The 26,985-nt window shown below is 59.8% G+C and carries 15 protein-coding genes; 5 read left to right on the top strand and 10 right to left on the bottom strand.

All coding sequences use genetic code 11. The annotated features are described in order from the left end of the window. Window positions 1–29 precede the first annotated feature (29 nt). Complete coding sequence (locus V8689_RS17140) at window positions 30–4,736, top strand: NEL-type E3 ubiquitin ligase domain-containing protein (protein WP_434520575.1); 4,707 nt, start codon at window positions 30–32, stop codon at window positions 4,734–4,736. A gap of 548 nt (window positions 4,737–5,284) precedes the next feature. Here the strand turns inward: V8689_RS17140 and V8689_RS17135 are convergent. The 3 genes from V8689_RS17135 to V8689_RS17125 form a co-directional block, all read right to left on the bottom strand. Continuing rightward, on the bottom strand, window positions 5,285–6,184 hold the full coding sequence (locus tag V8689_RS17135) for a hydroxymethylglutaryl-CoA lyase (RefSeq protein ID WP_056787898.1): 900 nt from the start codon (window positions 6,182–6,184) through the stop codon (window positions 5,285–5,287). A gap of 16 nt (window positions 6,185–6,200) precedes the next feature. Continuing rightward, window positions 6,201–6,593: a MerR family transcriptional regulator gene (locus V8689_RS17130; protein ID WP_003192195.1), complete on the bottom strand. Its 393-nt coding sequence runs from the start codon at window positions 6,591–6,593 to the stop codon at window positions 6,201–6,203. 645 nt (window positions 6,594–7,238) lie between these two features. Continuing rightward, window positions 7,239–8,174, bottom strand: a complete 936-nt coding sequence (locus tag V8689_RS17125) for a LysR family transcriptional regulator (protein WP_032896586.1) — start codon at window positions 8,172–8,174, stop codon at window positions 7,239–7,241. A gap of 151 nt (window positions 8,175–8,325) precedes the next feature. Here V8689_RS17125 and V8689_RS17120 point away from each other — a divergent pair, with 151 nt between their 5' ends. Next, window positions 8,326–9,555 (top strand): acyl-CoA dehydrogenase, encoded by a 1,230-nt coding sequence (locus V8689_RS17120; RefSeq protein ID WP_032896588.1) that lies wholly within the window; start codon window positions 8,326–8,328, stop codon window positions 9,553–9,555. A 140-nt stretch (window positions 9,556–9,695) separates the two neighbouring features. On the opposite strand, the gene V8689_RS17115 is transcribed toward V8689_RS17120, so the two are convergent. Together V8689_RS17115 and xthA are read right to left on the bottom strand one after the other, a co-directional pair. Then, window positions 9,696–11,027, bottom strand: a complete 1,332-nt coding sequence (locus V8689_RS17115) for a substrate-binding domain-containing protein (protein WP_056787894.1) — start codon at window positions 11,025–11,027, stop codon at window positions 9,696–9,698. Window positions 11,028–11,777: 750 nt separating this feature from the next. Further along, on the bottom strand, window positions 11,778–12,590 hold the full coding sequence (gene xthA / locus V8689_RS17110; RefSeq protein WP_047711179.1) for an exodeoxyribonuclease III: 813 nt from the start codon (window positions 12,588–12,590) through the stop codon (window positions 11,778–11,780). Window positions 12,591–12,756: 166 nt separating this feature from the next. Between xthA and V8689_RS17105 the strand changes: the two genes are divergently transcribed. The 3 genes from V8689_RS17105 to V8689_RS17095 all read left to right on the top strand — a co-directional run bounded on the left by V8689_RS17105 (window position 12,757) and on the right by V8689_RS17095 (window position 18,885). Continuing rightward, window positions 12,757–13,407 carry a GNAT family N-acetyltransferase gene (locus V8689_RS17105; RefSeq protein ID WP_044274026.1) on the top strand — a complete coding sequence of 217 codons (651 nt, stop codon included), beginning with the start codon at window positions 12,757–12,759 and terminating at the stop codon, window positions 13,405–13,407. A 64-nt stretch (window positions 13,408–13,471) separates the two neighbouring features. Then, window positions 13,472–15,199, top strand: a complete 1,728-nt coding sequence (locus tag V8689_RS17100; RefSeq protein ID WP_056787891.1) for an autotransporter assembly complex protein TamA — start codon at window positions 13,472–13,474, stop codon at window positions 15,197–15,199. Continuing rightward, window positions 15,199–18,885 carry a translocation/assembly module TamB domain-containing protein gene (locus V8689_RS17095; protein WP_081089302.1) on the top strand — a complete coding sequence of 1,229 codons (3,687 nt, stop codon included), beginning with the start codon at window positions 15,199–15,201 and terminating at the stop codon, window positions 18,883–18,885. The genes V8689_RS17100 and V8689_RS17095 overlap by 1 nt, the downstream gene beginning before the upstream one ends. A gap of 130 nt (window positions 18,886–19,015) precedes the next feature. Here the strand turns inward: V8689_RS17095 and V8689_RS17090 are convergent, their stop codons facing one another. From V8689_RS17090 to V8689_RS17070, 5 genes are all read right to left on the bottom strand, one after another. Next, on the bottom strand, window positions 19,016–21,496 hold the full coding sequence (locus V8689_RS17090; protein ID WP_056787886.1) for a fimbria/pilus outer membrane usher protein: 2,481 nt from the start codon (window positions 21,494–21,496) through the stop codon (window positions 19,016–19,018). A gap of 85 nt (window positions 21,497–21,581) precedes the next feature. Beyond that, a complete protein-coding gene (locus V8689_RS17085) occupies window positions 21,582–22,331 on the bottom strand; it encodes a fimbrial biogenesis chaperone (RefSeq protein WP_056787883.1) in 750 nt (249 codons plus the stop codon). A 74-nt stretch (window positions 22,332–22,405) separates the two neighbouring features. Beyond that, window positions 22,406–22,999, bottom strand: a complete 594-nt coding sequence (locus tag V8689_RS17080) for a fimbrial protein (protein ID WP_056787880.1) — start codon at window positions 22,997–22,999, stop codon at window positions 22,406–22,408. Between the two features lie 110 nt (window positions 23,000–23,109). After that, window positions 23,110–23,757 carry a response regulator gene (locus V8689_RS17075; RefSeq protein WP_056787877.1) on the bottom strand — a complete coding sequence of 216 codons (648 nt, stop codon included), beginning with the start codon at window positions 23,755–23,757 and terminating at the stop codon, window positions 23,110–23,112. Window positions 23,758–23,779: 22 nt separating this feature from the next. Beyond that, complete coding sequence (locus V8689_RS17070; protein ID WP_056787873.1) at window positions 23,780–26,929, bottom strand: hybrid sensor histidine kinase/response regulator; 3,150 nt, start codon at window positions 26,927–26,929, stop codon at window positions 23,780–23,782. Window positions 26,930–26,985: the final 56 nt, after the last annotated feature.

The raw sequence follows: 26,985 nt of genomic DNA, 5'->3' as shown, positions 1-26,985 counted from the left end.
TGTTTGGTCTGTCAAATGGAATTCGGTAAATGAGCGATCTTGATCAACGCGATAGCAGTCAATCGGGGGCGGCGCAGAGTGTGCACGCGAATGTCGTACTGGATCGGGTGCCATCTTGGTATGACGGCGCTACTGTCAAGCACAAAAAAGCCTTCGCTGAAACACAGTTAGTCGTGCCGCAGTGGTATACAAATTTATCGCCGCAGAGAAAGTTGGTCGTGTCGACGGCCTATACGCGTAGTTTTAGAGCACTGAATAAGCTGGACGCGAAGTTCAGTAAAATGCAAGGTGCTGTGGCGTTCTGCGAGCCTCTTCTCGTGGCGGCAATGAAAAAGGAGTTTGGTGAGGATTACGATGTCAGGCGGCTGTTTTTTGCGCGTAAGGTATTTGTGCCTGCCGATCGCTCAAAAGTCTTTGGTCTGGAGGCCACTGGATATTGCCGCTATGAAGGCGTCAGTTTAATTGAGGCCGCGTTAAATAACTTCGCGACCGAAGAGACGCTTGAAGTGGCTGACAAGGATGCCAGTGTTATCACACGGTATGATTTTCACGAGCGGTCTCTTACATATAATGAGGCCGAGGTCCTTGCTCGTAAAACGTCGATAAAACCCTCCTTGTTCGCACGTCTGTGCAGAACGTTGGATTTAGGCGCGCAATACTTGAGGCATGTTGAATCGTTTGTCAGCCCCGCCGATACACCCAACTTAGCGATGGGCACCTCGGCAAGAGCCCTTCGACACCTGATGATTGGCGCGACCATCCAGCAGTTGGCGTTCGCCGCCGAAGTGGCGGTTGAGCGCGGGGACATCAAGAAAGAGGCCTACCAACTGATCCAACAGTTGGTGTGGCATCAGAAGGAACTGATGTGGCAGGGAAAAACAGTCAGTTGTTCATGCTTGAACGTGCTGGGGCAGCCGTTGGCGAAAATTATTGTTATCGGTCATTTGAATATTTACCCCGTGCGCGGTGTATTGGTGTACAAGCGCGAGCCCTGTTTAGTATTCATTCCGGGAGATCCTGTTTGCATGCTAAAGGAGTACGAAGGCTTAAATGACTTCAAAACCGATTTGGTGGAGCGATTATGCCAAGCGGATTACCGGCTCTTTTTCAGTCAGTTCGTTCCCCACGGGAGCCAGTCGCAATTTTTTACTAAACTCAAGCGGCACCTTGACCCTACTGAACAATTTACTGAACTTAAAAATTTTGATGCCGACAAAAAAGACATAAAAACATTCACCACTGGCTACGGGTTGCGTCTTTCGTTGTTGTGGCAAGACTATGCTCGGCAAAACGTCGATCTCATGCTCGATAACGCCCAGGCGATCGCCGTTTCCACCGATGCGGCAGAGGTACGTGCGCGTAACGCGTGGCTGCTTAAGTTAGGCAGCACGGCTCTGAATGTTTTGAACGTGGCAGTCCTTGTCTTTCCAGAACTGGCGCCCGTCATGTTGCTGGTTGGCGCGGTGCAAATGCTGCATGAGGTCGGCTCAGGTATAGAGGCGTGGGAAGAGGGGGATAAAAAAGCCGCATGGGCCCATGTTTCGGCCATCGTCTTCAATGCGGCAACAACGTTTGTGGGCGCCAAGTTGTTACCGCTTGCCAAGACAGCATTTGTCGAGAGCCTGGCCCATGTGCGTTGCCCTGACGGCAATATCCGTCTGTATTCTCCTGACCTGACACCCTACCAGCGACAGGTCACACTGCCCGATGGGCTCTCGGCCAATGAGCATGGCTTATATGAACATGAAGACGGCTTATACCTGCGGGAAAGCCATACGTATTACCGGGTGGAGCGGGTGGGGACTAGCAATGACTATAAAATCCTGCACCCGGACAACACGGCAGCTTACACCCCCAGGGTAAGCCGTACGCGCGCTGGGGCTTGGGCCCATGAGCATGAAAACCCGCTGACATTGACCGATTCGCAATTGATGCAGCGGCTTGGCCCGACAGCAGAGCGTTTTGCAAATGAACCACTCAAGCTTGAACGCATTGTGCAAATGTCTGAAACCCATATGGACACTCTGCGCAAAATGCATGCAGATCAGTCACCACTGCCTGCCCTCCTGGCTGATACTTTGAAGCGATTGGAGATGGACAGTGCAGTGGCGCAGGAACCCAACACGGTCAGCGCCTCACAGAGGGCGGCGCACCTGTCTGAGCTTTTCGCTCAACGCTATGCCGCTGCCCAGAGCGCAGGCAGCGAGGCCGCAAGGTTGATCAAGCGTGTGTTTCCCTCGCTTCCCCAATCCGTTATTGAAGAACTGTTGAACGCTGCCAACTCCGCAGAAATGAAGAGTCTCACCGAACACAATCGCGTGCCGTTGCGCCTGGCGGAAGAGGCTCGCCATTATCAACAGCAAGTGCGTTTGGCACGAGCTTATGAAGGGTTGTACCGCAAAACCCTGGGTAATGACGATACACAACGCATGGTGCTGCACAGCCTGAACAAGCTGCCTGGTTGGCCCAGCGACCTGCGCATCGATATCGTCGAGCGGCTGCCCGTAGGGGAGCGTCTGCTGGATTCATTGGGACCTGCGCATGCGACCGTCAAGCGTCGCTTTATCAAGTTTGGCTCCCAGAATCTTTATGAAGTCCAAGACGATAAGTTTGCGATATTGAATTCGCAGGCGGATATCTATGGGGCTGTCCAGTCAGCGGTTTCGCCCGAAGATTGGAGGGCGATGAAATTGACCCCTCATGATCGTGGCGCGAGCCTGAAACAGGCGCTGGAGCACATGTCGCTGATGCCGCGCGATGAACTGCGCCGGCTGTTAGGGATGCAGCCTGTCAAACCACGCTACAAACCGCCAATGCGTCTTGCCGATGGGCGCATGGGTTACCCGTTGAGTCCGGTAGTTGGCGCGGGGCGTCGGCCTTATGCGTGTGAAAGGGCAGCGATAGATCTTTATCCGTCACAGTCCATTGAGCAGGTGGAGCAAATGTTGGGGTTGCAAGGCGTCGGCGATATTGAGTTCCTGGCAAAAATGGAAGCACTCAATCGCGAGTTTACGCAACTCAAGACCGACCTGGACGCTTGGCGCGACGCAGGAGAGTGGCAACAACGCAGGGCCCGACGCCGGGTCGCCAATACCCTCAAAGACGTATGGCAACGCAGGTCATCGCAACAAGCCCAGACTCCCGAGCAGGAGGGAATGAAATACATCTTGTGCTTGGCCGATGAGCAAGTCGGTGAGTTACCCCCGATTACGGCGAACATGGATCATGTGGACTTTCTTGATTTATCGAGAATGTATCTTTCGGATGCATCCTTGCCCTTTTTGAATGGGTTTGGCGGTTTGCGCTGGTTGGATATCAGCCACAGCCACTTCACGCGTTTGCCGGAGTTCGCCAAGGGTGGCGCGGGGCTGACCACGCTCAATTTGAGCGGCAACGACATACGGCTGACGGAGCAAAGCCAGGCACGCCTCGAAGGCATGCAGAGTTTGACCACACTGAATCTCTCCCACAACCGGCATTTGGGATGGGCCGCCGACCTGAGCAACATGCATGATTTGAACCGGCTCAATCTGGCGAATACCGGAACGACAACGTTCCCCAGAGGCGCCGAACATCTGAATAACCTGGCCTTGATCGATCTGCATACAAACGCGATGACGCAATTGCCTCAGTACGCCCTCGATCATCCAGATCGAATCAATGTGCATGAGAATCCTGTATCGGAAGAACGCTTGACCGATGACCACGTCACCCTCGCGGAGGGGCGCAGGTTATGGCTGCACGATTCTCCCGCAGACATGCAAACCAGTCGTGGCGAAATGTGGGACCAGCTCAGCTCCAGTCCTCAGGCAGCGGCGTTTTTCGCCGTGGTGGCGGACACGACACGTTGCGCAGAGTACGCATCCGGGGCTACTCGACCGCAGTTGGCCGATCGCGTCTGGGACATGATTAAAGCGGTCCATGAGAATCAAAAGACGCGTGACGTATTGTTTAAGTCAGCCGATGGTCGCGCTACCTGTGGTGACGGAAGCGTACTTGAGTTCATGAAGTTGGAAACTGATCTGTTAGTGGAACAATCGAGTGAGCGGGTTGGGGAGCATGAGGTAGAAGCGACCTTTATCAGCACGGGCGAGCGGCTTTTTCGCCTGAGGTTGGTGGATATCATCGCTCAGCGTGATGTCGAGGCGCGAGGGCCTGACTTTGCGGAGGAGACCGAAGTTGTTCTTGCGTATCGCACCGGCTTGGCACAGCGGCTGAATTTGCCGATCAAAACCTTCGAAATGCTCTATCGCCAAACCGCGGGTGTGAGCCCAGAGACGCTTGATGCTGCTTATCTGAAAGTGCTCGAGGACGAAAAAAACATGAGCGAAAAGAGTCTTTTTTTTGTAGACATGGCGTTTTGGAGGAGGCAGCTTCGTACCCAATACACACAGGAACTCAACGCCCTGACGGCCACCGATTTTGAGTTGATAACTGAAAAGCGAGAGGCGTTGGAAACGGTGACTGAACTGCAAAAAAACCAAGGTCTCTCTGTAGATCAAGATGCAAAGCGGGTGTGGCAGCAGGACTACGACGAAGCGATTGACAGCGTTGCTAAGCTGCTGGGTAAGAACCGGGATGAGATTCTGATCGACGGTTCCATGACCGATGCTTTTTATAATCAGCAAATGAGACAACTGGGGGCGCAGCGGCAAGCCAAGGAGACAGCGGCGATGCTGACCCTGACGGTCACAGTGCTTAACAATTTCTCAGCGAAGAAGGTGGCATCCGCGTAAGAAAAAAAGTGCGGACAGCACAAAGGGGACCCGAAGGTCCCCTTTAATTTGTCGTTGCGTGCTCTTTTCTTATTATTGAGGGGCGGCCTGTTGTTGTTTTTGGTAGCCGTGGCCCGTACCGCTTTTTTTGGCGACCCCCATCCGGGGTCAAGAGCAAACGTATTTTTTTGAACGCTGACCTGCTTCTTCGTAAACGATCCAACCAGTGGGTAGCTACCTGAGGTAGTTTTATTTTTCTCTATCCGGTTGCGGGTTGCGGCATGCCGTACCCTGGGAAGCACATCTTCTCCAAAAAAATCTGTTAGCTGCGTCTCTGCCGTGTTGTTTTTGTTATGTCAGAGTCGTTTCGTCTTATTTTTATTAGGTTTGGCGCTTTTTATTCTTGTTATGCCATAGAGATAGCAGAAGGCGTGCCAACTTTTTAAAAGCCTTTTAAATCAATGGTTTGGTTTTTTGGTCGGCATTTTCGTTCAGTCGGTGCGGACGATTTTGTTCCCGCGTTACCCGTTATGCCGGGGTGCGGTAACACATTGTCACAGCTGTGCTACTCACCCGGCGTTACGCACCTTCGCTACACGGGACCCGCTTGGCCGTCCCAGCACCTGGCTGATCTGTTGGCCGGCGCCAATCAAGCGTTCCAGGTCGATGCCCGTGTCGATACCCAGGCCGTTGAGCAGGTACAGCACGTCCTCGGTGGCGACGTTACCGCTGGCGCCTTTGGCGTAAGGGCAGCCGCCCAGGCCGGCGATAGAGCTGTCGAACACCGTGATGCCCTCCAGCAGGCTGGCATAGATATTGGCGATGGCCTGCCCGTAGGTGTCGTGGAAATGCCCGGCCAGCTTGTCCCGTGGCACCTGCGCACCGACCACTTCGAACAGGCGCCGGGTAGCGCCCGCCGTGCCGGTACCGATGGTGTCGCCCAAGGACACTTCATAGCAGCCCATGGCATACAGCTCGCGGGCGACGGCCGCCACTTGCTCCGGGGCGATCGCGCCTTCATAGGGGCAACCCAGCACACAGGACACGTAACCGCGTACGCTCACGCCGTGCTGCTTGGCCGAGGCCATGATCGGCGCGAAGCGCTCCAGGCTTTCGCTGATGGAGCAATTGATATTGCGCTGGGAAAACGCCTCGGAGGCGGCCGCAAACACCGCGACTTCCTTGACCCCGGCCGCCAGCGCATCCTCGAACCCGCGCAGGTTCGGTGCCAGGGCGCCATAGGTCACACCGGGCTTGCGCTGGATCTGTGCAAAGACCTCGGCGGAGCCGGCCATTTGCGGCACCCATTTGGGCGAGACAAAACTGCCGACTTCGATGTAGCTCAAACCTGCGGCGCTCAGGGCGTCTACCAGTTGGACCTTATCCGCCACGCTGATGGGCTGGGCTTCGTTCTGCAAACCGTCGCGCGGGCCGACTTCAACCAGGCGTACGTGGGAGGGGAGAGACATGGCAGTTACCTTCTGGTCAATGGCCGGCTTGGCTGATGGTTTGCGCCAGTGCCTGGGTGCAACGCTCTTCAGCGGTGTCCAGTTCCAGCTTCATCTGTTCGATATCCAGCAGTTGCTGCTCCAACTGCTCACGGCGTTCGGCGATCTTGGCCAGCATGCTGTTGAGTTGGATCTGGTTGCCGCCGGTGGGGTCGTAGAGTTCGATCAGTTCGCGGCATTCGGCCAGGGAGAAGCCGATGCGCTTGCCACGCAGGATCAACTTGAGGCTGACCTTGTCGCGCGCCGAGTAAATGCGCTCCTGGCCCCGACGCTCCGGGGCCAACAGGCCTTGTTCTTCATAGAACCGAATGGCGCGGGTAGTGATGTCTAGCTCGCGGGCGAGGTCTGAGATGCTGTAAGTGGTGCTCATGGCAATGCTCAAGAAAGTCTTGGCGCTAAGCTAATTGCAGGTTGACGTAAACGTCAAGGGCCGCTGCGCAGCCATCGGGAGCGAGCCTTCTCCCACAGACATAGGTATCTACACAACTTTTGGGCTGTAGCAGCACACGGTAACCACGATGCGAAGCGAGCCGCTCTTGATCTTGATCTGCTTTTGATCTCAAGCGCCCCGTCAAACCACGCTGGCCGTAATTCGACAGTGATTTGGGGGGTAAACCGGCAGGGATGCCGGTTTAGCCGCCCCGCGCCATGGATGGCGCGTGGCGGCGGCCCCCCAAATCACTGACGAATTACGGGCACACCGAGCCTAAGCGAGGTGCCGAGTGGTGGGGCAAGAGCCTTTTGCTTACTTTTGGGCTCTTTTCAAAAGTGAGCCGCCGTCAGGGCGGAACCCTAAGTAGCCGTTACCGCAGCAATGGATATGTACACCATCCAACTGTGTTGACTGCCAAGCCGCCTTCGCAGGCAAGCCAGCTCCCACATTTGGATCACGGTGCGTCAGTTAGATCAGCGTCGGCTGTCAGGCCGTCACGGGAGCAAGCTCCCTCGCCACAGGTGCGGCGTCATACCGAAGTTGTGTAGATACCTATGCGCTCACAGAGGTAGCCCTTCAACTTCAAGCCTGTTGTTTATCCAACTTCTTTTCCTGGGCCGTCACCTGCTGGCACAACTCGATCATCTGTTCACGCATCCAGCGGTTCGCCGGGTCCTGGTCGGTGCTCTCGTGCCAGTACAAATGGGTTTCCACCGGCGGCACGTTGTTGACCGGCAGATGGAACCAGTGCAGTTCATGGCGGCGGGCGAAACGCTCGGGCACGGTCATCACCATGTCGGTCTGTTGCAGCACCTGGGAGGCCATCAGGTAATGCTGGGAACGCAGGGCGATCTTGCGCTGGATGCCCATCTTGCCCAGGGCCAGGTCCACGTAACCCAAACCGTTGCGGCGGCTGGAGATATGAATGTGGGTCAGTGACAGGTAATCATCCAGCGTGAATTTGTCCTTGCCCGCCATCGGGTGGCCCTTGCGCATGGCACACACGTAGCGGTCTTCCATCAGCTTGACGTGGCGCACCTGCGGGTCAGTGTTGAGCGGCGCATCCACGGCAAAATCCAGACGCCCAGCCGCGAGTTCCTTGGTGGTTTCGCGGCGTTTGGACAGGAAACTCTCGATTACCACGGTCGGCGCCAGGCGACGCAGGCGCTGGAACAGCAGCGGCAGGATCACCGCCTCGGTCAGGTCGGTCATGCTGATGCGGTAGGTCTTGGCCGCCTGCTGCGGGTTGAAGATGCGGCTTTCCTGCACCGACACGCGTAGCAACGACAACGCATTGCGTACCGGACCGATGATGTTCTGTGCCATGGGCGTGGGCACCATGCCTTGGGCGGTGCGCACGAACAGCGGGTCGTTGAAGGTCTCGCGCAACCGTGCCAGGGCGTTGGACACCGCCGGCTGGGTGATACCGACGATCTGCCCGGCGCGGGTCAGGTTGGCTTCGGTGTAGATCGCATCAAAGACGATGAAGAGGTTGAGATCGACCTTGCTCAGATTCATTTCGTTGCGCTCTTATTGTGAGGTGCCCATGCGCCGATCATATATCGGTGATGAATGTTAATACACGCCGAGAATAGGCTAGGTAAATTATCAGCGCTGTTCTAGCATCGAATGCATGACCTAAACAACCTCTCAGAGAAGGGAGCTGCTCATGGATTTCGCCTATTCGCCCAAGGTTCAGGAACTGCGTGAACGCGTCACTGCGTTCATGGACGCTTATGTCTATCCGGCCGAACCGGTGTTCGAACGCCAGGTCAGCGAAGGTGATCGCTGGCAGCCCACGGCGATCATGGAAGAACTCAAGGCCAAGGCGAAGGCCGAGGGTTTGTGGAACCTGTTCCTGCCGGAATCCGAGTTGGGCGCCGGCCTGAGCAACCTTGAATACGCACCCTTGGCGGAAATCATGGGCCGCTCGTTGCTGGGCCCGGAGCCGTTCAACTGCTCCGCCCCCGACACCGGCAATATGGAAGTGCTGGTGCGCTACGCCAACGAAGAGCAGAAGCAGCGCTGGCTCGAACCCCTGCTGCGCGGCGAGATTCGCTCGGCTTTTGCCATGACCGAACCGGATGTGGCGTCCTCGGACGCCACCAACATGGCCGCCCGCGCCGAACGCCAGGGCGACGAGTGGGTGATCAACGGCAAGAAATGGTGGACGTCCGGTGCTTGCGACCCGCGCTGCAAGATCCTGATCTTCATGGGCCTGAGCAACCCCGATGCTCCGCGCCATCAGCAGCACTCAATGATCCTGGTGCCGGTCGATACCCCAGGCGTGAAAATTCTGCGGCCGCTGCCGGTATTCGGCTACGACGATGCGCCCCACGGCCATGCCGAAGTGCTGTTCGACAATGTGCGCGTGCCGTATGAAAACGTGTTGCTGGGCGAAGGCCGTGGTTTCGAGATCGCCCAGGGCCGCCTTGGCCCTGGCCGTATCCACCACTGCATGCGTTCGATCGGCATGGCCGAGCGTGCATTGGAATTGATGTGCAAACGCTCGGTCAGCCGTACCGCGTTCGGCAAGCCCTTGGCACGGTTGGGGGGCAATATCGACAAGATCGCCGACTCACGCATGGAAATTGACATGGCCCGCCTGCTGACCTTGAAGGCGGCGTACATGATGGACACCGTGGGCAACAAAGTGGCGAAAAGCGAAATCGCCCAGATCAAGGTGGTGGCGCCGAATGTAGCCTTGAAGGTCATCGACCGCGCGATCCAGATGCACGGCGGCGCCGGGGTCTCCAACGACTTCCCGCTGGCCTATATGTACGCCATGCAACGCACCCTGCGCCTGGCCGACGGCCCGGACGAAGTACACCGCGCGGCGATTGGCAAGTTTGAGATTGGCAAATATGTGCCGCGGGAATTGATGCGCGGCGGGCAGTAACACTGATGATCGTTCCCACGCTCTGCGATCGTTCCCACGCTCTGCGTGGGAACGCCTCCCGTGACGCTCTGCGTCACCCTTTCAAGAGCGGACGCGGAGCGTCCAGAGCGGCATTCCCACGCGGAGCGTGGGAACGATCTTCAGTACACCCAAACCTCCACCCGCCGATTCTTGATCCGCCCCTCATCCGCCGTATTGGCCGCCACCGGCATCTGCGCGCCAAACCCGCGAATATCCTTGAGCACCACACCGCTCTTGACCAGCTCCCGGCGCACTGCCATCGCCCGCAATTTCGACAACAAGGCTGCACGTTGTGGGTCATTCTTGGTGTCGCCAAACCCCACCAGCGTCACCTGTTTATCCAGCTTGCCGTGGCTTCTGATATAGGCGACCACCCGCTGCACATCCTGGCGCGCCTTGTTGTCGAGGCTGGCGCTGCCCTCGTCGAAGCGAAAATTCACCGTCAGGCGCTGAGCGTCGCGGGCGATGGCCTGGTAGTCGTCGGGCATCGACGGGCGCGGCGCCACGCCAATCGCTTGCACCTGCTGGGCGATAAAGCCATTGGCGGCCACAATCGCCTGGCCCTGGCTGCCTTGGGTAAAGTCCACCAACGCCTTGGCCCACGGGTTGGGGGAGGAGGGTGGCAAGTAGAAGAACAGCCGACGTGACAGTGGGTAATCTTCGGTGGCTATCAGGCTGGTCAGCGGCAACATGGGCTGCGAGTCGCCATCGGCAATCGCCACCGCCTTGGCCTGGCGCACAGAGGGCAGGCCGATAAAGCCGATGCCTTGCGGGTCCTGGCTCACCGCATCGGACAGCTGTTCGCTGGATTCAAAGCGCTTGGCCGACGGCGCGAGCGGTTGGCCGCGGCGGCTCAGCACCAGTTCCCGGAAGGTGTCGAAGGTGCCGGATTGATCATCCCGGGCATATAAATGAATGGCCCCGCCTGTACCGCCCAGTGCCTCCCAGGTGCTGACCTCGCCGTTGAAGATCTGCGCCAATTGTTCGGTGTTCAGGGTACTGAGTGGGTTACGCGGGTTGACGATGATTGCCAGGCCATCGATGGCGATCACATGCTCGGCGCCTGGGCTTTTCAAGTCACCTAAGGGGTCGAGGTCTACCAGCTCGTTGTCTTTGATCGGGCGGGACGCTGCGGCGAGGTCGGCGCGGTTGTTTTTCAGCGCCGTAAAGCCGGTGCTGGAGCCGTGGGCCGCCACCTCGATGGTGACTGTCTGGCCTTGGCGTGTCTTGCCGACCACGCGCTGTTCATTGGCCCCGGCACCCGGTTCAGCATGCACATCCTGTAAGCCCTGATGTTCCATCAAACCCTTGACCAGCGCCGGGCCGAGTGCCGCGCCGATGGTGTTGGAGCCCTGGATGCGCAGGGCCGGGCCTTGGTCGGGAATGGGCAGAGGGGCCGCCACGGCGGGGAGGGCGATTGCAAAACACAGGAACAGAACGCGCAGCATCATGCCGGCACCTTCTCAAGCCAAAGGGAGTGCCGCAAGATTAAGTCAGTTGGATTGCAGCCATATGACCGGCATAACACGATTCAAGCTGTGGGAGCTGGCTTGCCTGAGATTGGCCTACCGCTATCGCAGCATAGGTATCTACACAACGTTGGCGAGACGCTGGACCTGTGGCGAGGGAGCTTGCTCCCGTGACGGCCTGACAGCCGACACCTATCCACCTGGCGCAGCGCGATTCAAATGTGGGAGCTGGCTTGCCTGCGATGGCGGCCTGTCAGCCTACGCTTCTCTACCTGATACCCCGCAATCCAACTGTGGGAGCTGGCTTGCTCGCGAAGGCGGACTGGCAGTCAACACAGTTGGATTGGGTACATATCCATTGCTGCGGTAACGGCCGCTTAGGGTTCCGCTCTGACAGCGGCTCACTTTTGAAAAGAGCCCAAAAGTAAGCAAAAGGCTCTTGCCCCACCACTCGGCACCTCGCTTAGGCTCGGTGTGCCCGTAATCCGCCAGTGATTTGGGGGGCCGCCGCCACGCGCCATCCATGGCGCGGGGCGGCTAAACCGGCATCCCTGCCGGTTTACCCCCCAAATCCCTGTCGAATTCCGGCCAGCGTGGTTTGACGGGGCGCCTAAGATCAAAAGCAGATCAAGAGCGACTCGCTTCGCATCGTGGTTACCGTTGAGCGCTACAGAGCTGTGTAGATACCTATGGCAATCGCAGGCAAGCCAGCTCCCACATTGGGCCGTAGTGTCAGCTCAGTTCCAGCCAGATCGGCGCATGGTCCGACGGTTTCTCCAACCCGCGCAAATCGTAATCCACCCCGGCATCCTTGACCCGTGGCACCAAACCAGTGGAGGCCATGATCACGTCAATGCGCAGCCCACGCTTGGGCTCGTCCTCAAACCCTCGGCTGCGGTAATCGAACCAGCTGAAGCGGTCGGTCACGTCCGGGTTGAGGTGGCGGAAGCTGTCCACCAGGCCCCAGTTCTTCAGGCGCTCCATCCATTCGCGTTCTTCCGGCAGGAAGCTGCACTTGCCGGTTTTCAGCCAGCGCTTGGCGTTGTCGGCGCCGATGCCGATGTCGCAGTCTTGCGGCGAGATGTTCACGTCGCCCATCACCACCAGCGCCTGGTCGTTGCTGAACTGGGTTTCCAGCAGGTGCTGCAAGTCTGCGTAGAAGCGTTGCTTGGCCGGGAACTTGGTTGGGTGGTCGCGGCTTTCGCCCTGGGGGAAGTAGCCGTTCATGATGGTCACCGGCTGGCCGTTTTCGTCGGCGAAGGTGCCCCAGATAAACCGGCGCTGGGCGTCTTCTTCATCGCTGGCAAAGCCTTTGTGCACGCTCAACGCTTCTTTGCGCGAGAGCAGGGCCACGCCGTAGTGGCCTTTCTGCCCGTGGTAATACACGTGATAACCCAGGGCCTGCACTTCGGCCAAGGGGAACTGGTCATCGTGGACCTTGGTTTCCTGCAGGCCGATCACGTCCGGTTGGTGCTTTTCAATCAGCGCCGCCAACTGATGAGGGCGAGCACGCAGCCCGTTGATATTGAAGGAGACGATTTTCATGGTCGGCAGTCCAGTCTGGCAAAAGGGCGATGCTAGCCGACAAGTCGGACGGGGGCCAGCGTGGCGGTAGGGTGAATGCGCTGCTAATGTGGGAACGACTGGAGCTGTGCAGGTTCGTACCCATAAGAACGCCATGTTTGAGTGGCGCCCAGGGAGATTGATTGTTATGCCAGACACTTCGACGGCCACTGCCGAAATCCGCCTGCTCAATAGCGGCTACTCCCGCGAAGCGCGATCCCTGCTGTACCAGGCGTATCGCCATGAGCCGACCTTCGCCTACATTTTCGAAGCCGAGCGGTCGGGCTATGAGCAGCGGGTACGTGCCACCGTGCGCGAACTGGTCAAGCAGCACTTCTTTCAGAAACTCCCGGCCATCGGCCTGTTCGTCAACGACCGGCTGATCGGTATCGCCTTGATTGCACCGCCCCAGCGGCGCCTGGGCATCACCGAAAGCTGGGCCTGGCAAATCCGCATGTGGCTGAGTACCGGCGTGCGGGGTACGCGGCGTTACCTGGAATACCATCATGCCGTCATGGCGTGCCTGCCCACCGAGTCTGTGCATGTGCTGCCGCTGCTGGGCATTCACCCGCAGTTCCAGGGCAAGCACCATGGCGAGCAGTTGCTGGAAGCGGTACACAATTGGTGTGCCGACGACCCGCATTCATCCGGCGTGGTGCTCGACACCGGCAACTCCCGTTACCTGGATTTCTACAAGCGCCAGGGCTATGAGGAAATCGGCGAAGTCGCCGTAGGGCCGGTGCGCGAGCATGTGTTTTTCCATCCCAATCCCCAGGCGTTACATCCTGCAACGGCTTAGAACAGAATTATTCAGACTAATCCTGGTTCAAAGTTCCTCCCTCGCTCGTGTAGCATCCGCGCCTATGAAGTTTCCAGGAAGATTTACCAGCGGCTTGATTCTGCTGTTCACAAGCTGCGGCGCCTTGGCGCAAAGCGAACTGGACGTGCGGATCAAACCCTCAAACGACGCGCTGAAAGCCAACATCGAAGGCTATATCGGCGGGGTGGGCGATCGTGATGAAGAAGCCTTGCTGCGGTTCAGCCGTGGCGCCGAGGAGCAGGCGCGTAAAGCCGCGCAGGCCCTGGGCTACTATCAGCCACAGATCGCCAGCGATGTGAAAGGCGGCAAGAACCCGCGCCTGACCCTCACCATCGACCCCGGCGAACCGGTGCATTTGCGCAACGTGACCCTGCGGGTCGATGGCCCGGCTGCGAGCCTCAAGGCGTTTCGCGTGCCCGCCAGCGACGACCTCAAGTCCGGCGCCGTGCTCAACCACGGCCATTACGAAGACGCCAAGCGCTTGATCCAGAACCAGGCCTCGCGCTACGGGTTTTTTAGCGGGCGCTTCACCAGCCAGAAACTTGCCGTAGACCCTCAAGCGGGCGTGGCCGACATCGAGCTCATTTACGACAGCGGCCCGCGCTACAGCATGGGCAAGGTCAGCTTTACCGGCGACACGCCCTTTGATGAAGAGCTGTTGCAGCGCATGGTGCCGTTCAAGCCCGGCACACCCTATGACTCCGAACTGGTCGCCGAACTCAACCAGAACCTGCAAGCCAGCGGCTTCTTTGAAGGCGTGCGCGTGGATGCCAGCCCCACCGCCGCCACCGATGACGTGATCCCGGTGGCGGTGCAACTGGACACCCGCAAGCCGCGCACCATGGGCCTGGGCCTGGGTTATTCCACCGACGTTGGCCCACGGGGCAAAGCCAACTGGACGCGCCATTGGGTCAACCCCCAGGGCCACAGTTATGGCTGGGAAGCCGAACTGTCGGCGCCGCGGCAGAACGTCGGGTTGTGGTACGACATCCCGCTCGACCCGCCGCTCACCGACAAACTGCGCTTTGCCGGCGGCTACCAGAATGAAGAGATCGCCAACACCGATACCCTGAGCAAGCTGCTCACCATCGGCCCCGAATGGCACAGCAAGTTGCCCAGTGGCTGGACGCGGGTGATCTCTCTTAAGTACCAGCGCGAAGAATATCGCCTGGGCAATGACTCGGGCCTGAGTAACCTGCTGATGCCAGGCGTGAGTTATTCCTACCTGCGCAGTGACAACCGCATCGACCCGCACCATGGTTACCGCCTGATGTTCGACACCAAGGTCGCCAAAGAGGGCCTGGGGTCCGACACCAACCTGCTTTACGGCACGGCGACCATCAAGGGCCTGACCACCGTGTGGGACAACCACCGCTTCCTGGGCCGTGCGCAATTTGGCGGCAGTGCCACCAATGGCTACAAATCCGTGCCGCCTTCCTTGCGCTTCTTTGCCGGTGGCGACCAGAGCGTGCGCGGCTACGAGTACCAGACGCTGTCGCCCGAGAACGATCGTGGCGACCGCATCGGTGGCCGCTACATGGTGGCGTTGAGCGCCGAGTATCAATATTCCATCACCGATAAATGGCGTATCGCGACCTTTGTCGACCAGGGCAACTCCTTCAACAACCTCGACTTGCCCAGCCTGAAAACCGGTGTGGGCGTCGGCGTGCGCTGGGTGTCGCCGGTGGGGCCGATTCGCCTCGACCTGGCCCATGCCCTCGAAGAACCGGGCGGCGTTCGCTTGCACTTTTCCATGGGGCCTGAGCTGTGATGCGTGGTTTGAAAATAGCGGGGCTGGCGCTAGTCGCCATCCTCGCCTTGTTGTTAGTGGCGCTGTGGTCGGTGCTCGGCACCCAGGCGGGCAGTCGCTGGGCCCTGGGCCAGGTGCCAGGTTTGAGCGTGGAAAATTTTCAGGGGCGTCTGGGCGGGCAGTGGAGTGCCGACCATCTGCTGTGGCAACAGGACGGCAGCCGCGTCGAGCTGAATGCGCCGATATTTGACTGGTCGCCCGGCTGCCTGCTTCGCATGACTCTTTGCATCAACCGACTGGATGTGGAACAGGTCAGCCTGGCATTCGCCCCCAGTGCCGAAGAGAGCGACAGCGGGCCGATTCAACTGCCGGACCTGAAGCTGCCGGTTTCTCTCCAGTTGGGCGATGTGCGCATCGGCAGCCTGCTGTTCAACGGCAGCGAAGAACTCAAGGGCCTGCAATTGGCCGCGCATTGGACCGCCGCCGGCTTGCAGATCGACTCGGTGCATCTGCAGCGCGACGATCTGGTACTGGACCTCGCCGGCCTGCTGCAACCCACCGGCGACTGGCCGCTGACCGCCAGCGGTAACCTGAGCTTGCCCTATGCGCCAGGCGGGGCCCCCTGGACGGTCGCGCTCAAGATCGACGGCGACCTGCTCAAAACCCTCAAGCTCGACGCCGACAGCAGCGGCTACCTGCCAGCCAAGCTCACTGGCGAGCTGCAACCCCTGGTGGAACACCTGCCGGCGCAGTTGCACATCACCTCCGAGTCGTTCAAGCCCAGCGCCGACCTGCCCGATACCCTGCAACTCAACCAACTGGACCTGAGCGCCAAAGGCGACCTGAGCAATGGCTACCAGTTGCTGGGCAAGGCTGTGCTCCCGGCCGAAAAAGGCCCGGTGGATTTACTGCTCAAGGGCAAGGTTGACGCCAAGGGCGCGCAGATTGCCGGCCTGGACCTGACGGCTGGCGACAAGCAAAGCCTCAAGCTCAGTGCCAACCTGGACTGGCAACAAGGCTTCAGTGCGGACGCCAAGATCGACTGGTTGGACTTCCCCTGGCATCGCCTCTATCCGGTCATCGACGAACCTCAAGTGGCCTTGCGCACTTTCAACGGCGAAGTCTCCTATAAGGACGGCAACTACCTGGGGAATCTCAAGGCCGACCTCGACGGCCCTGCGGGCAAGTTCAATGTGGTCACGCCGTTCAGTGGCGACCTCAAGCAAGTCTTCCTGCCCGAGCTGAAGCTGAGTGCCGGCCAAGGCAAGGCCGAAGGCCACCTGAACCTGCAATTTGCCGACGGCATTGCCTGGGACACCGCGCTGGATCTGTCGGCGCTGAACCCGGCCTACTGGGTCGCCGAGCTGCCCGGCACCCTGGCCGGGCCGCTGCGCAGCAAAGGCGAGTTCAAGAACGAACAGCTCAAGCTCAACGCCGACCTCGACCTCAAGGGGCGCCTGCGTGGCCAAACCGCCGTGCTCGCGGCCAAGGCCGAAGGCGCCGACGAACAATGGACCCTCGCCAACCTGGACATCCGCCTGGGCGATAACCGCATCAACGGCAGCGGCAGCCTGCAACAGCGCCTGGCCGGGCAGATCGACATCAAGCTGACGCGCCTGGCCCAGCTCTGGCCGCAACTGCGTGGGCAAGTCAACGGGCGTGTCGAGGTGGCCGGCACCTTGAAAGCCCCTCAAGGCAAGCTCGACCTCAAGGGCCAGCAACTGGCCTTTGCCGACAACCGCCTGCAAAGCCTCAACCTGGACGCCAACCTCGATAGCGCCCAACGCGCCAAGCTCGACCTCAAGGCCAGCGGCATTCAAAGCGGCGAGACGCAAGTCGGCAACCTTACCGCCAGCGCCCAGGGCGATATCAAAAGCCAGAAAGTCCAGCTGGACCTAGCCGGCCCGCTGGTCAAACTGGCCCTGGCCCTGGACGGCAACCTCGACAAAGACAACTGGCGCGGGCGCCTGGCCAGTGGCGACGTGCAAGCCGGTGGCCAGGACTGGCGGCTGCAAGCCCCGGCGAAGATCGAACGCCTGGCCGATGGCAAGCTGACCTTCGGCGCGCACTGCTGGGTCTCCGGCGGCGCCAGCCTGTGTGGCGAGGACCAGCGCCTGATGCCCGAGCCGAAGCTGCGCTACCACCTCAAACAATTCCCCCTCGACAGCCTCGCGGCCTTCTTGCCCAAAGACTTCGCCTGGCAGGGCAGGCTCAACGCCGATGTGCAACTCGACCTGCCGCAAAGCGGCCCCAAAGGCGTAGTCGCGGTGGACGCCAGTGGCGGCACCCTGCGCGTGCGCGACAAAGGCCAGTGGCTGGATTTCCCCTACGACACCCTGAAACTGGAAACCACCCTCAACCCCAAGCGCATCGACACCCAGCTGAATTTCCGTGGCGGCAAGCTCGGCGAGTTGTTGTTGCAGGCGCAGATCAACCCGCTGCCGAACAACAAACCGATCACGGGCACCTTCAGCCTCGCCGGCCTGGACCTTTCCGTCGCGCGGCCCTTTGTGCCGATGGTGGAAAAACTCACCGGCAAGCTCAACGGCAACGGCCGCATCTCCGGCGGCTTGCTCGCGCCTTTGGTCAACGGCAACCTGAACCTGGTGGGCGGCGAAGTCTCCGGGCCGGAACTGCCCATCAGCCTCGAGGGCCTCAACCTGCAGGCGCAGATCGCCGGCGAAAGCGTACAGCTCAACGGCGGCTGGCACAGCGGCAAGGCCGGGCAGGGCAGCCTTACGGGCCAGATCGACTGGGGCCGCGCCCTGGTGGTCGACCTCAGCCTCAAAGGCTCGCAACTGCCGGTCACCGTGGAGCCCTACGCCAAGCTGGAAGTGGCGCCCGACCTGAAAATCAGCCTCAAGGACGACAAACTGGCGATTGCCGGCAAAGTCCATATCCCCCGTGGCGATATCACCGTGCGTGAGCTACCGCCTTCGACCGTCAAGGTCTCCGACGACACCGTGATCATCGGCAGCCAGACCGAAGAGGGCAAAGCGCCGATAGCCATGGCCATGGATATCGACGTGGAGGTAGGCGAAGACCAGCTCAACTTCGCCGGCTTCGGCCTCACCGCCAAGGTCCAGGGCCATGTGCACATCGGCGACAACATGGACACCCGCGGCGAGCTGTGGCTCAACGACGGCCGCTACCGCGCTTACGGCCAGCGCCTCAACGTGCGTCGCGCACGGCTGCTGTTCGCCGGGCCGCTGGACCAGCCGTTCCTGGACATCGAAGCCGTGCGCGTGGTGGTCGAATCGTCCCGCACCGTGACCGCCGGTATACGCCTGAGCGGCAGCGCCGAACAGCCCACCACGCAGATCTTCTCCGAGCCGGCCATGGCCCAGGAAGATGCGCTGTCGTACCTGGTGCTGGGCCGTTCGCGCACCAACACCGGCGAAGACAACAACATGCTCGCCGAAGCCGCCCTGGGCCTGGGCTTGATGGGCAGCGCCGGGGTGACCACGGATATCGCCAATAAGCTGGGGATTCAGGATTTTGATCTGGACACCCAAGGCACTGGCAACAGTACGGCGGTGGTGGCCAGCGGCAAGATCAACGAGAAGCTCAGTTTGCGTTATGGGGTAGGGGTGTTCGAGCCGGCTAACACCATTGCGTTGCGTTATTTGCTGAGCAAGAAGGTGTACTTGGAAGTGGCGACGGGTGTGGCCAGTTCATTGGATATCTTCTACAAACGCGACTTCTAAGCCTTGCCCGGTCAAAAAATGTAGGAGCGAGCTTGCTCGCGAAGAACGTCAACGATAACGCGTGCATCCTGAATGCACGCGGCGCCCGTGAGTTTTTCGCGAGCAAGCTCGCTCCTACAAGGCCGGCGAACTAAGGACGGCAAGTCAGCTCAATCCGCTCATAATTCAGCGCCTTATCACGTTGTGGTAACGCATAAGGCGCCTCGCACCGTTGCCCCTGCCAACTGATCATCAGGGTGCCCGTGTCGGCCTCAACCAACGCCAGGGCCTTGCCACCAGGGTCGGCAATTGCGATCTGCTTGCCCGTGCTGTCCTCCAGCGCCGCGCCAAACGGAATCGGCTGGTGCTGGGCATCGAACAAGGCAAACTGCACGCGGCGCCCGGTCTTGCTGGCATAGCGCGCCAGTACCACCGCACCGCGTCGCGGCACGACTTGCTGAGTGGCGTTATCGATCTCGATATCGGTGCCCAGGTCACGGGTGTCCAGGCTGATCCAGTTGACGCGATAAGGCTGTGCGTTAGGCACCACTGCAAAGCCATTGCTGCCGGTCTTGGCGCCGGAAAAGCTACCGATTTTCGCCCCTTCCACACCTTCCACCTGCGCCAGCGCAAAGGTCTCACCCACCGTTTGCCCCAGGTTGATCCCGCCCGCGTGGCCCACCACGGAACCGGCCAGGTTAAGGTTCTGCGAGTTATAGCCGCGCCCCTGGCTGTAGCCGGCGCTGATATCCATCACCGAGGTGCGGGTGCTGAGGTTGGCCGAGCCGGTACTGCCGCCGGTGCTGCTGTTACCGCCTTGCACCGAGTAATAGGTGTCGCTGTCTTCGGACAGGTAGCCGTTGATGCCCACTTGCGTGGTGTCGCTGGCCTTCTGCGTGCTGGCGGAGACAAACGCCCGCGGCGCACGGGGTTTTGAGCCCAGGGGGAAGGACAGCGACAGGTTGACCAGGGTGTCGTTGTTCGCCGGCCCGTAGTTGCCGACATCCTTGGTGTAGGTTGCGCCAAGGTTGTAATTCACTTCACCCCAATAATTGCTGTAGCCCGCCGACAAGCTTTGCGAACCCCCGCGGCCCCAATAACGCTGGTCACTGGCGTTCACATAAAGGGTGCCATATTGCTGGTTGCGGCCAAGGCTCTGGTTGATGGTGAGATCGGTACGGGTTTTCGAGTTGCCGGTGCGCTTCTCGCCTTCATGGCTCAGTTCCTCGACGTGATCGCTGAGGGTGCGGTAACCCTCGGTGGAATAGCGATAAGCGGCGAGGGTGAAGCTGGTGTCGGTGCCGGTAAACGTCTTGGCATACAAGGCCCGCACGCTGTTGCCCGTGACCGCCTGGCCAAAGGTACGGCTGACCGAATGGGTCACGTCCAGGGAAACCGCGCCGATGGCGGTGTTGCGCCCGGCGCCGATGGACATGGCTTGGAAGTTCTCTGTGGCCTGGGCGCCGACGATCCCGGACAGGTTGCTGCTGATGCCGTAGGCCAGGGTGCTGCTGACAAACTGCGGCGACTTCTGGTCAGCATTGTTGCTGTTGTACTGCCCGGCCGACACGCTGTATTTGAGTTGGCCCTGGCGCACCATGATCGGCAAGCTGGAAAACGCCTGCACCGTGACCCGGCGTCGGCCATCGGCTTCGATGATCGTCACTTCCAGGTCGCCGTTGGAGCCGCTGGGGTAAATGTCGCTGATTTCGAACGGGCCCGGCGGTACGTTCGTTGTATAGAGCATGTAGTTGTTCTGGCGTATTTCTACGGTCGCGCTGGACTGGGCAACCCCGCGAATGATCGGCGCATAGCCGCGCTCGCTGTCGGCGCGCATGCCGTCGTCGGAGGCCAGTTTCAAGCCGCGATAACGCACGCTGTCGAACAGGTCGGCGTCGGAGAAAATGTCCCCGGCGCTGAACTGGCCCTTCAACACAGTGACGTCATGCTGCAGGTAGCTGCGGTTGCTTTTGAACGTACTGGGGCGACCGGTGCTGCTGTTGAAGTTCGATTCGTTACGCAGCCGCCAGCCGCCCAGGTTGATACCGTTGCGCAGGCCGATGTTGTTGGAGAGCGTAGTTTCACCCTGGTTGCTGTTGCGGCTGCTGCTCAACTGGTAGTTGATGAACGCTGCGGGCACACCGTCGTCCCACAAGGCCGGGTCTACATACCCACGGCGGCCGCGCTCCATGGCGCTCTGTGGCACGCTGACCAATAAGCGCAGGCGCGGCACGTCGTAGCGCACGCTGGCCTGGTTGATCAAGGCGGGTAAGTTGATGCAGGCGCTGGGGTCATCGGCGGCCAGTTTGCCGGCCGCTTGCAGTCTGGCGATGTCGACTCCCAATTGCTGCACCATCTCAAGGGTCAGGCAGGCCTCGGTTTTGCCCGTGGCGGGGTTGTGGCGAAAGTCGATATCGCGCCGGCCCACCAGGGTGTCGTTGCCGTACAGGTCGACCCGGTAGTTGCCGGGCAGCACAGTGCTGCTGGCGAGCAGCGCTTGTACGTCTACGGCGGAGGCTGCGCCCTGCAGGAACGAGGTATTGAATTGTTCTTCGCCGTCGGCCAGGCAGGCGTTGCTGAAGACCAGGGCAACCGACAGCGGTGCCAATCCTTGGTACTTGAATACAAACATGCAGGAACCCTATATCACCTCCGATACGAACTAACGGAGCGAAGATAAATACAGTGAAAGTGCGACCGTTGAATAAACGGGCGTATTAAGGGGTGTCTTTAATTGCACTGGCCTGCACATCGGCCGAGTTGGAAAGTTGCGCGCTATAGCGATCTTGCGCGCCGTAATCGTTAATGCTGCGAAATAACAAGTTGGGTGTCTGCCCCGGCGTGAAGTGTTTCAGGGCGAACTCTTTTTGCTCGCCGGGCGCAATCATCAATGAATCAAATGGTTGCTCGCGCAGTGCTCCCGAGGTCAGGGTGATTTCGGCAATGGACACGTGATACAAACCAGGATTGTTCGCCACCAGCAGGCTTTTGCCGCCACGCTCAATCAGGCGCCATTTCAATGTGGCGGGTGCCAGGTAGGCCTCGGCCTTGAGCCCGGCAGGGCGGAAGAACACTTTGATGCGCTGGCGCACGGCGAGCTGCAAGGTGTTCTGGGTCTTCGACGCCTTGGGAATCTCCTGCACGTTGAGCCACATCACCGACTCGCGGTCGGTGGGCATGCCCGTGCCCTCATAGATCACCCGCAACAGTTGCTGTTCGTCGTTGCTCACCCGCACCAAGGGCGGGGTGACGGCAAAGGGTACCGAGGTGGCCTCGCTGCTGTCGGCGTCGATCCAGGACTGGATCAGCACGTCTTCACCGCTGTTACGTACAGTGATGCCGGCTTCCTTGTGCTTGCCGTCGAACACCAGGCGCGTGCTGCTCAAGGAGATACCGGCCATGGCCTGGCTGGCCACCAGCAGGCCCAACAGGCCTGCGCAGAAGGACAATGATTGACGATAAAACATGATGACTACCGCGCAAAATGAATGAAGGTGCAGGGCCGGTCAGGCCCTGCACGGACCCGTAATGCTCGTGCGGGTTATTCGTATTGCAGGGTGAACGGCAGGGTGGCGTCGCCACGACCGGCCACGGCCAGTTTCGGATCGGCGGTGGTGACATAGGCAGCCGAGAATTTCAGCGAGGCGTTGCTGTCCTGCAGGTTGCTTTCAATCTTCGCGGTGGTTGGCGATTTCAGGTCGATCAGCGCGCCATTGCTGTCCAGCAAGGCAATACCGATATTCTTGGCGGCGCCCAGGCCGTCGATGACTTTCAGCACGCCAGTGCCAGTCACCAGGCCGCTGCCTTTGCCAGAGGTCGGTTCAAAGAGCATGGCCACCTTGGTACCGGCGTTGCAGTTGATCTTCATCTCGAAGTTCTCGGCGCTCAGGGTGCCGCTGCCTTTTGGCGCGGTGGAGGTGCCCATGTCCTTGATCGACACTTCACCCATGTTCACCGAAATGGTCTTGTTGGCGCCGGCGCCTTCAACGGAGCAGGCATCGTTGTTGATGGTGCCAGTGAAGTTGATGGTGCCGCTGCCCGCTTTAACCGGGGTAGTTGTTTCGCCTTCGGCCAGCGCATTGCCCGCGGCAGCGAAAATCGAAAGGGCCAGCAGTGCTCGAGTGAACGTTTTCATGGTGCTATTCCATTGTTGGTGGTGAAGCACACACGATAAGGCGCCAGCGCTTAGTGGAAAATCAGACGATCCTTAGAAACCAGAAAGTTCAATGATGTACGAGGCTTTTTTTAGTTGAATAAGTTGCGCTCTATGCAATAGGTCAATAAGTCCTGATCACTGCTTACTTCAAGCTTTCGCATCGCCGATACTTTTTGGGTGCTGATGGTCTTGGCACTTCTGTTCAGCCCACGCGCAATCTCGTTGACACTCTGTCCCGAGACAAACAACCGCAAAATTTCATGTTCCTTGGGAGACAACCGCGTGAAGCGTTCATCCAGATCCGCCCCGTCATCCACGACGGAGATCGGTTGTGGCCGGTGTTGGCGAATAGGGTTACCACGGGCAATAGCTTGGAGCGCGGCCTGGATTTCGTCGTGCAACTGGTTTTTTTGAATAACGGCCAAGACACCGAGCTCTTGCAGGCGCGTCAGGATCAATGGGTTGGAAATCATCGTCAGCACCACCACCCGTATGCTGGGAAAGTGCCGAGTCAGGTACTCCACCAACTTGAGGCCATCACCATAGGGCGAATCGCCGGGCATGTTGAAGTCGGTGACCACCAGGTCCACCGGCCCGGACGCCAGCAAGTTGACCAGTTCATTGGAACACACGGCCTCGCCCACCACGCGAAAGCGCGGGTCACGCTCGATCAGTTCACGCACCCCGACCAGTACGATGGGGTGATCATCGGCGATGACAACGTTGAGGGTATCCATGGGTTGATATTCCAGAGTGAAATTATTCAAGGGTATCGAGCAAAGCGTTCAATCGCGCCAGGTTCTGCCGCACTTCCAGGGCGAGGGCGGGGGTGACGGCCATGCCGGTCAGGCGGCATTCCAATTCGATAAACGCGGTCGCCATTGCCTGAAGCTGCACCGAGCCCACGGCCCCGGCCATGCTGTGCAGTTGCTGCGCGACGGCATTGGCATCACCGCGTCCCAGGGCGGCCAAGGTGGCCTGCACATCATGGCGCAGGGTGGTGACAAACAGCGCACGCATTTTTGGTGACAGTGTGGGTTGTTCGACCACTGGCGGCAGGACGATCTGGCAATGTTTTTCCAGTTCGGCGCGCAAGGTTGCCAGGTTCAGCGGCTTGACCAACCACGCTTGCATACCGGCAGCGGCGCAGCGTTCGCCTTCCTCGCGCAGGGCGTTGGCGGTGATGCCGATGATCGGCAGGGTTTTATCCTGCTGGCGCAGCGCCTCGGCCAACTGGTAGCCGTTCATGACTGGCATATTCACATCGGTCAACACCAGGTCGTAACGCCCGGGCAGCCACTGCGCCAGGGCTTGTTCGCCATTTGCCGCCACCACCACCGAACAACCCAGCGCTTCGAGTTGTTCCTTGATCACCGCCGAGTTGATCACATTGTCTTCGGCCACCAGCACCCGCAGGTTCAGGTGTCGGGGTTTTGCGCGGTACGCGGGTGGGCTGTGCGCGTCGGCATTGTGGTGTGCCAGGACAATCGCGTTGGCAATCGCGCGCACATCGTGGGCATCGACGGCCCAGGCCGAACCTGACAATTGCGGCGGGTTGGGCCCGCCCGGTGTCGCGATGACGTGAGGGCCGAGCCAGGCGGGGGGATTGGCGAGTGGCGCAAGGTCAACCAGTAGCGCCGAGGGCGGCGGCGCGTCAGCGGTGACTGCGCGGCTGTCCAGGCCAAACCGCGCCAGCCAGTCGATCAGGTGTTGCGCCAGTTCAGCTACCGGCGCACGTACATACACCGCCGGGATGCCGGGTGCGAAGGTGGGGCAATCGGCCAGGCTGCCGGGCACAGTTTCCAGGGCCAGTTGCAGGGTAAAGCTGCTGCCCAATCCGGGCTCGCTGACCACCCTCAACTTGCCCTGCATCAACTCACACAGCCACTTGCAGATGGCCAGGCCCAATCCCGCGCCGGCTTGGCTGGTGGCATCGTTGACCTGGTAGAAAGGGTCGAACAAGCGCTGTTGCTGGGCCTGGGAAATGCCCACGCCGGTGTCGCTGACTTGCCACTGCACCTGCGCGTTTTCCAACACCTGCACCCGCAGCACAACGCGTCCGTTATCGGTGAACTTGATCGCATTGCTCAACAGGTTATTGAGGATCTGGCGAATGCGCAGCGGGTCGCCGCGTAGCCTGTCCGGCAAGGTTGCGTCGATGCAGGCGTACAGTTGCAAGCCCTTGGCCTGGGCAAAGGCGCTGTAGGTGCGCACGCTGTCTTCGGTCAACTCCAACGGGCAGAGGTTCTGAAGTTCCAGGGTCATTTGACCGGCTTCGATCTTCGACACGTCCAGCACATCGCTGATCAGTTGAAACAAAGTGGCGGACGAGCGCTGGATGGTGTGCAGGTAATCCTGCTGGCGTGGGTCGAGGGCGGTCAGGCCGAGCAGTTCCAGGGTGCCGAGCACGCCATACAGCGGCGTGCGGATCTCATGGCTCATGGTGGCGAGGAAGCGACTCTTGGCCTGGTTGGCGGAGTCGGCGGTTTGGCGCGCTTCCTCCAGGGCGGCGGCATCTTCGATATGCCGGGTCACATCATGCAATGCACACAGCCAGGCATCCTGGCCCTGGTAGCGCGTGGGCACGAAGTCGACGTGCAGGTGGCGCCCGTTAATCTCGAGGTCGGCCTGGCCGGCCGCGGTGTGCGACTTGAGCAGGCTGATCAATCGGTGGCTGTCATGCCAGGTTTGAGCCCGCTGGTTTTGCAGAAGTACCTGGTGATCACTGCGGCGGATTACACACAGGCCCGTCGGTGCAGTGTCGATCACCGCACGGCTGAATGCCTCGCTTTCGGCAATGCTGGCGTGGGCGCTTTGTGCCGGCAGGATCACCCGGGCGGTGTACCAACGGTTGACCGCCCGACCGCAGCCGAGCACTGTCACGACCACCGCCACCAGGCCCAGCAACGGCCATAGCGCGTAGTTGAGGAAGCTGCGCAGGCTGATGACGTAGATCGCGGTCCAGTGTTGTTCGCCAGGGCTGGTGAGCTTGAACACCAGCCCGTCACGGTTGAGATTCAAGCCCTTGCCCAGCACTTGCCGGTCTTTCAGAGCGCCGGTCAACACTTGGCCCGCAGGAGTGACCAAGGTGAAGTCGTCGTAGATCCGCCACTGCATCAACCGCTCGATGTTATTGATTTGCCAAAGGTTCAGCAGTGAGCCCAGGACCACCTGAGGACTGGCGCCCTCGATACTGGAGGACTCCCCAGGCAGGTTGATTTCGACGTAAGCCAGCAGTGTCGGTGCCGCGTCATCCGGGGCCATGGGGTAGGGCGCCCAGTGCACCTGATGGTCTGTCGGCACGGTGTTGTGTGTTTCCAGACGCTGGTTCAGTTGGGTCATCACTTCGACCAACGTGTCCACCGGTGTCGGCCCTGCCCCGCGCAATCGGCCCGTAGAAGGTACTATCACATCAAAGTTGTGCGGGCCATTGAGCAGTATCACCTGGGGCGACTGATAGTGCGCGGTCGCCCAGAACGCACTGTAGTAGGCGGCCAGGTAGTTACCCAGCGCGAAGACCTTGGGGTATTGGTCGATGGCGATCTTGTCCGGATTGATCTTCAAGCTGTAAGGCAAGGAGAATGGCAAGGCGCGGCCTTCATAGACGTTCGGCCCCTCTTCGGGCAGCGGTCTTTGCATAGGGGGCGTCAGGAACGTCGAGAGTTTGATTTCACCCTTGGCGCTTTCCTGTGCGGCATCGCGCAGGAACACTTCCTGTTCTCGGATGTTTTCCATCAAGCGGGCGAAGTGAAAATCCAGGGTGTCGCGCTGCTCCTCGAGCATGCGCAGCACGCCCAGGTAGCTGATACCCAGTAACAGCGGCACCAGGGCGCCGAGCACCAGCAGGCCTTTATTCAGACGCGAGGAACTGCTGGCGAGTTTTTCCAGGAAAGCGTTGGGCGGGTGCATTACTGCGCCTGGGCGAAGGTGAGGGGGCTGCTTGTGAACACGATGACCTCTATAGC

The organism is Pseudomonas sp. AK181, assembly GCF_051122975.1.
GTDB lineage: Bacteria > Pseudomonadota > Gammaproteobacteria > Pseudomonadales > Pseudomonadaceae > Aquipseudomonas > Aquipseudomonas lactis.
This window is presented reverse-complemented; position numbering and strand designations above follow the sequence as displayed.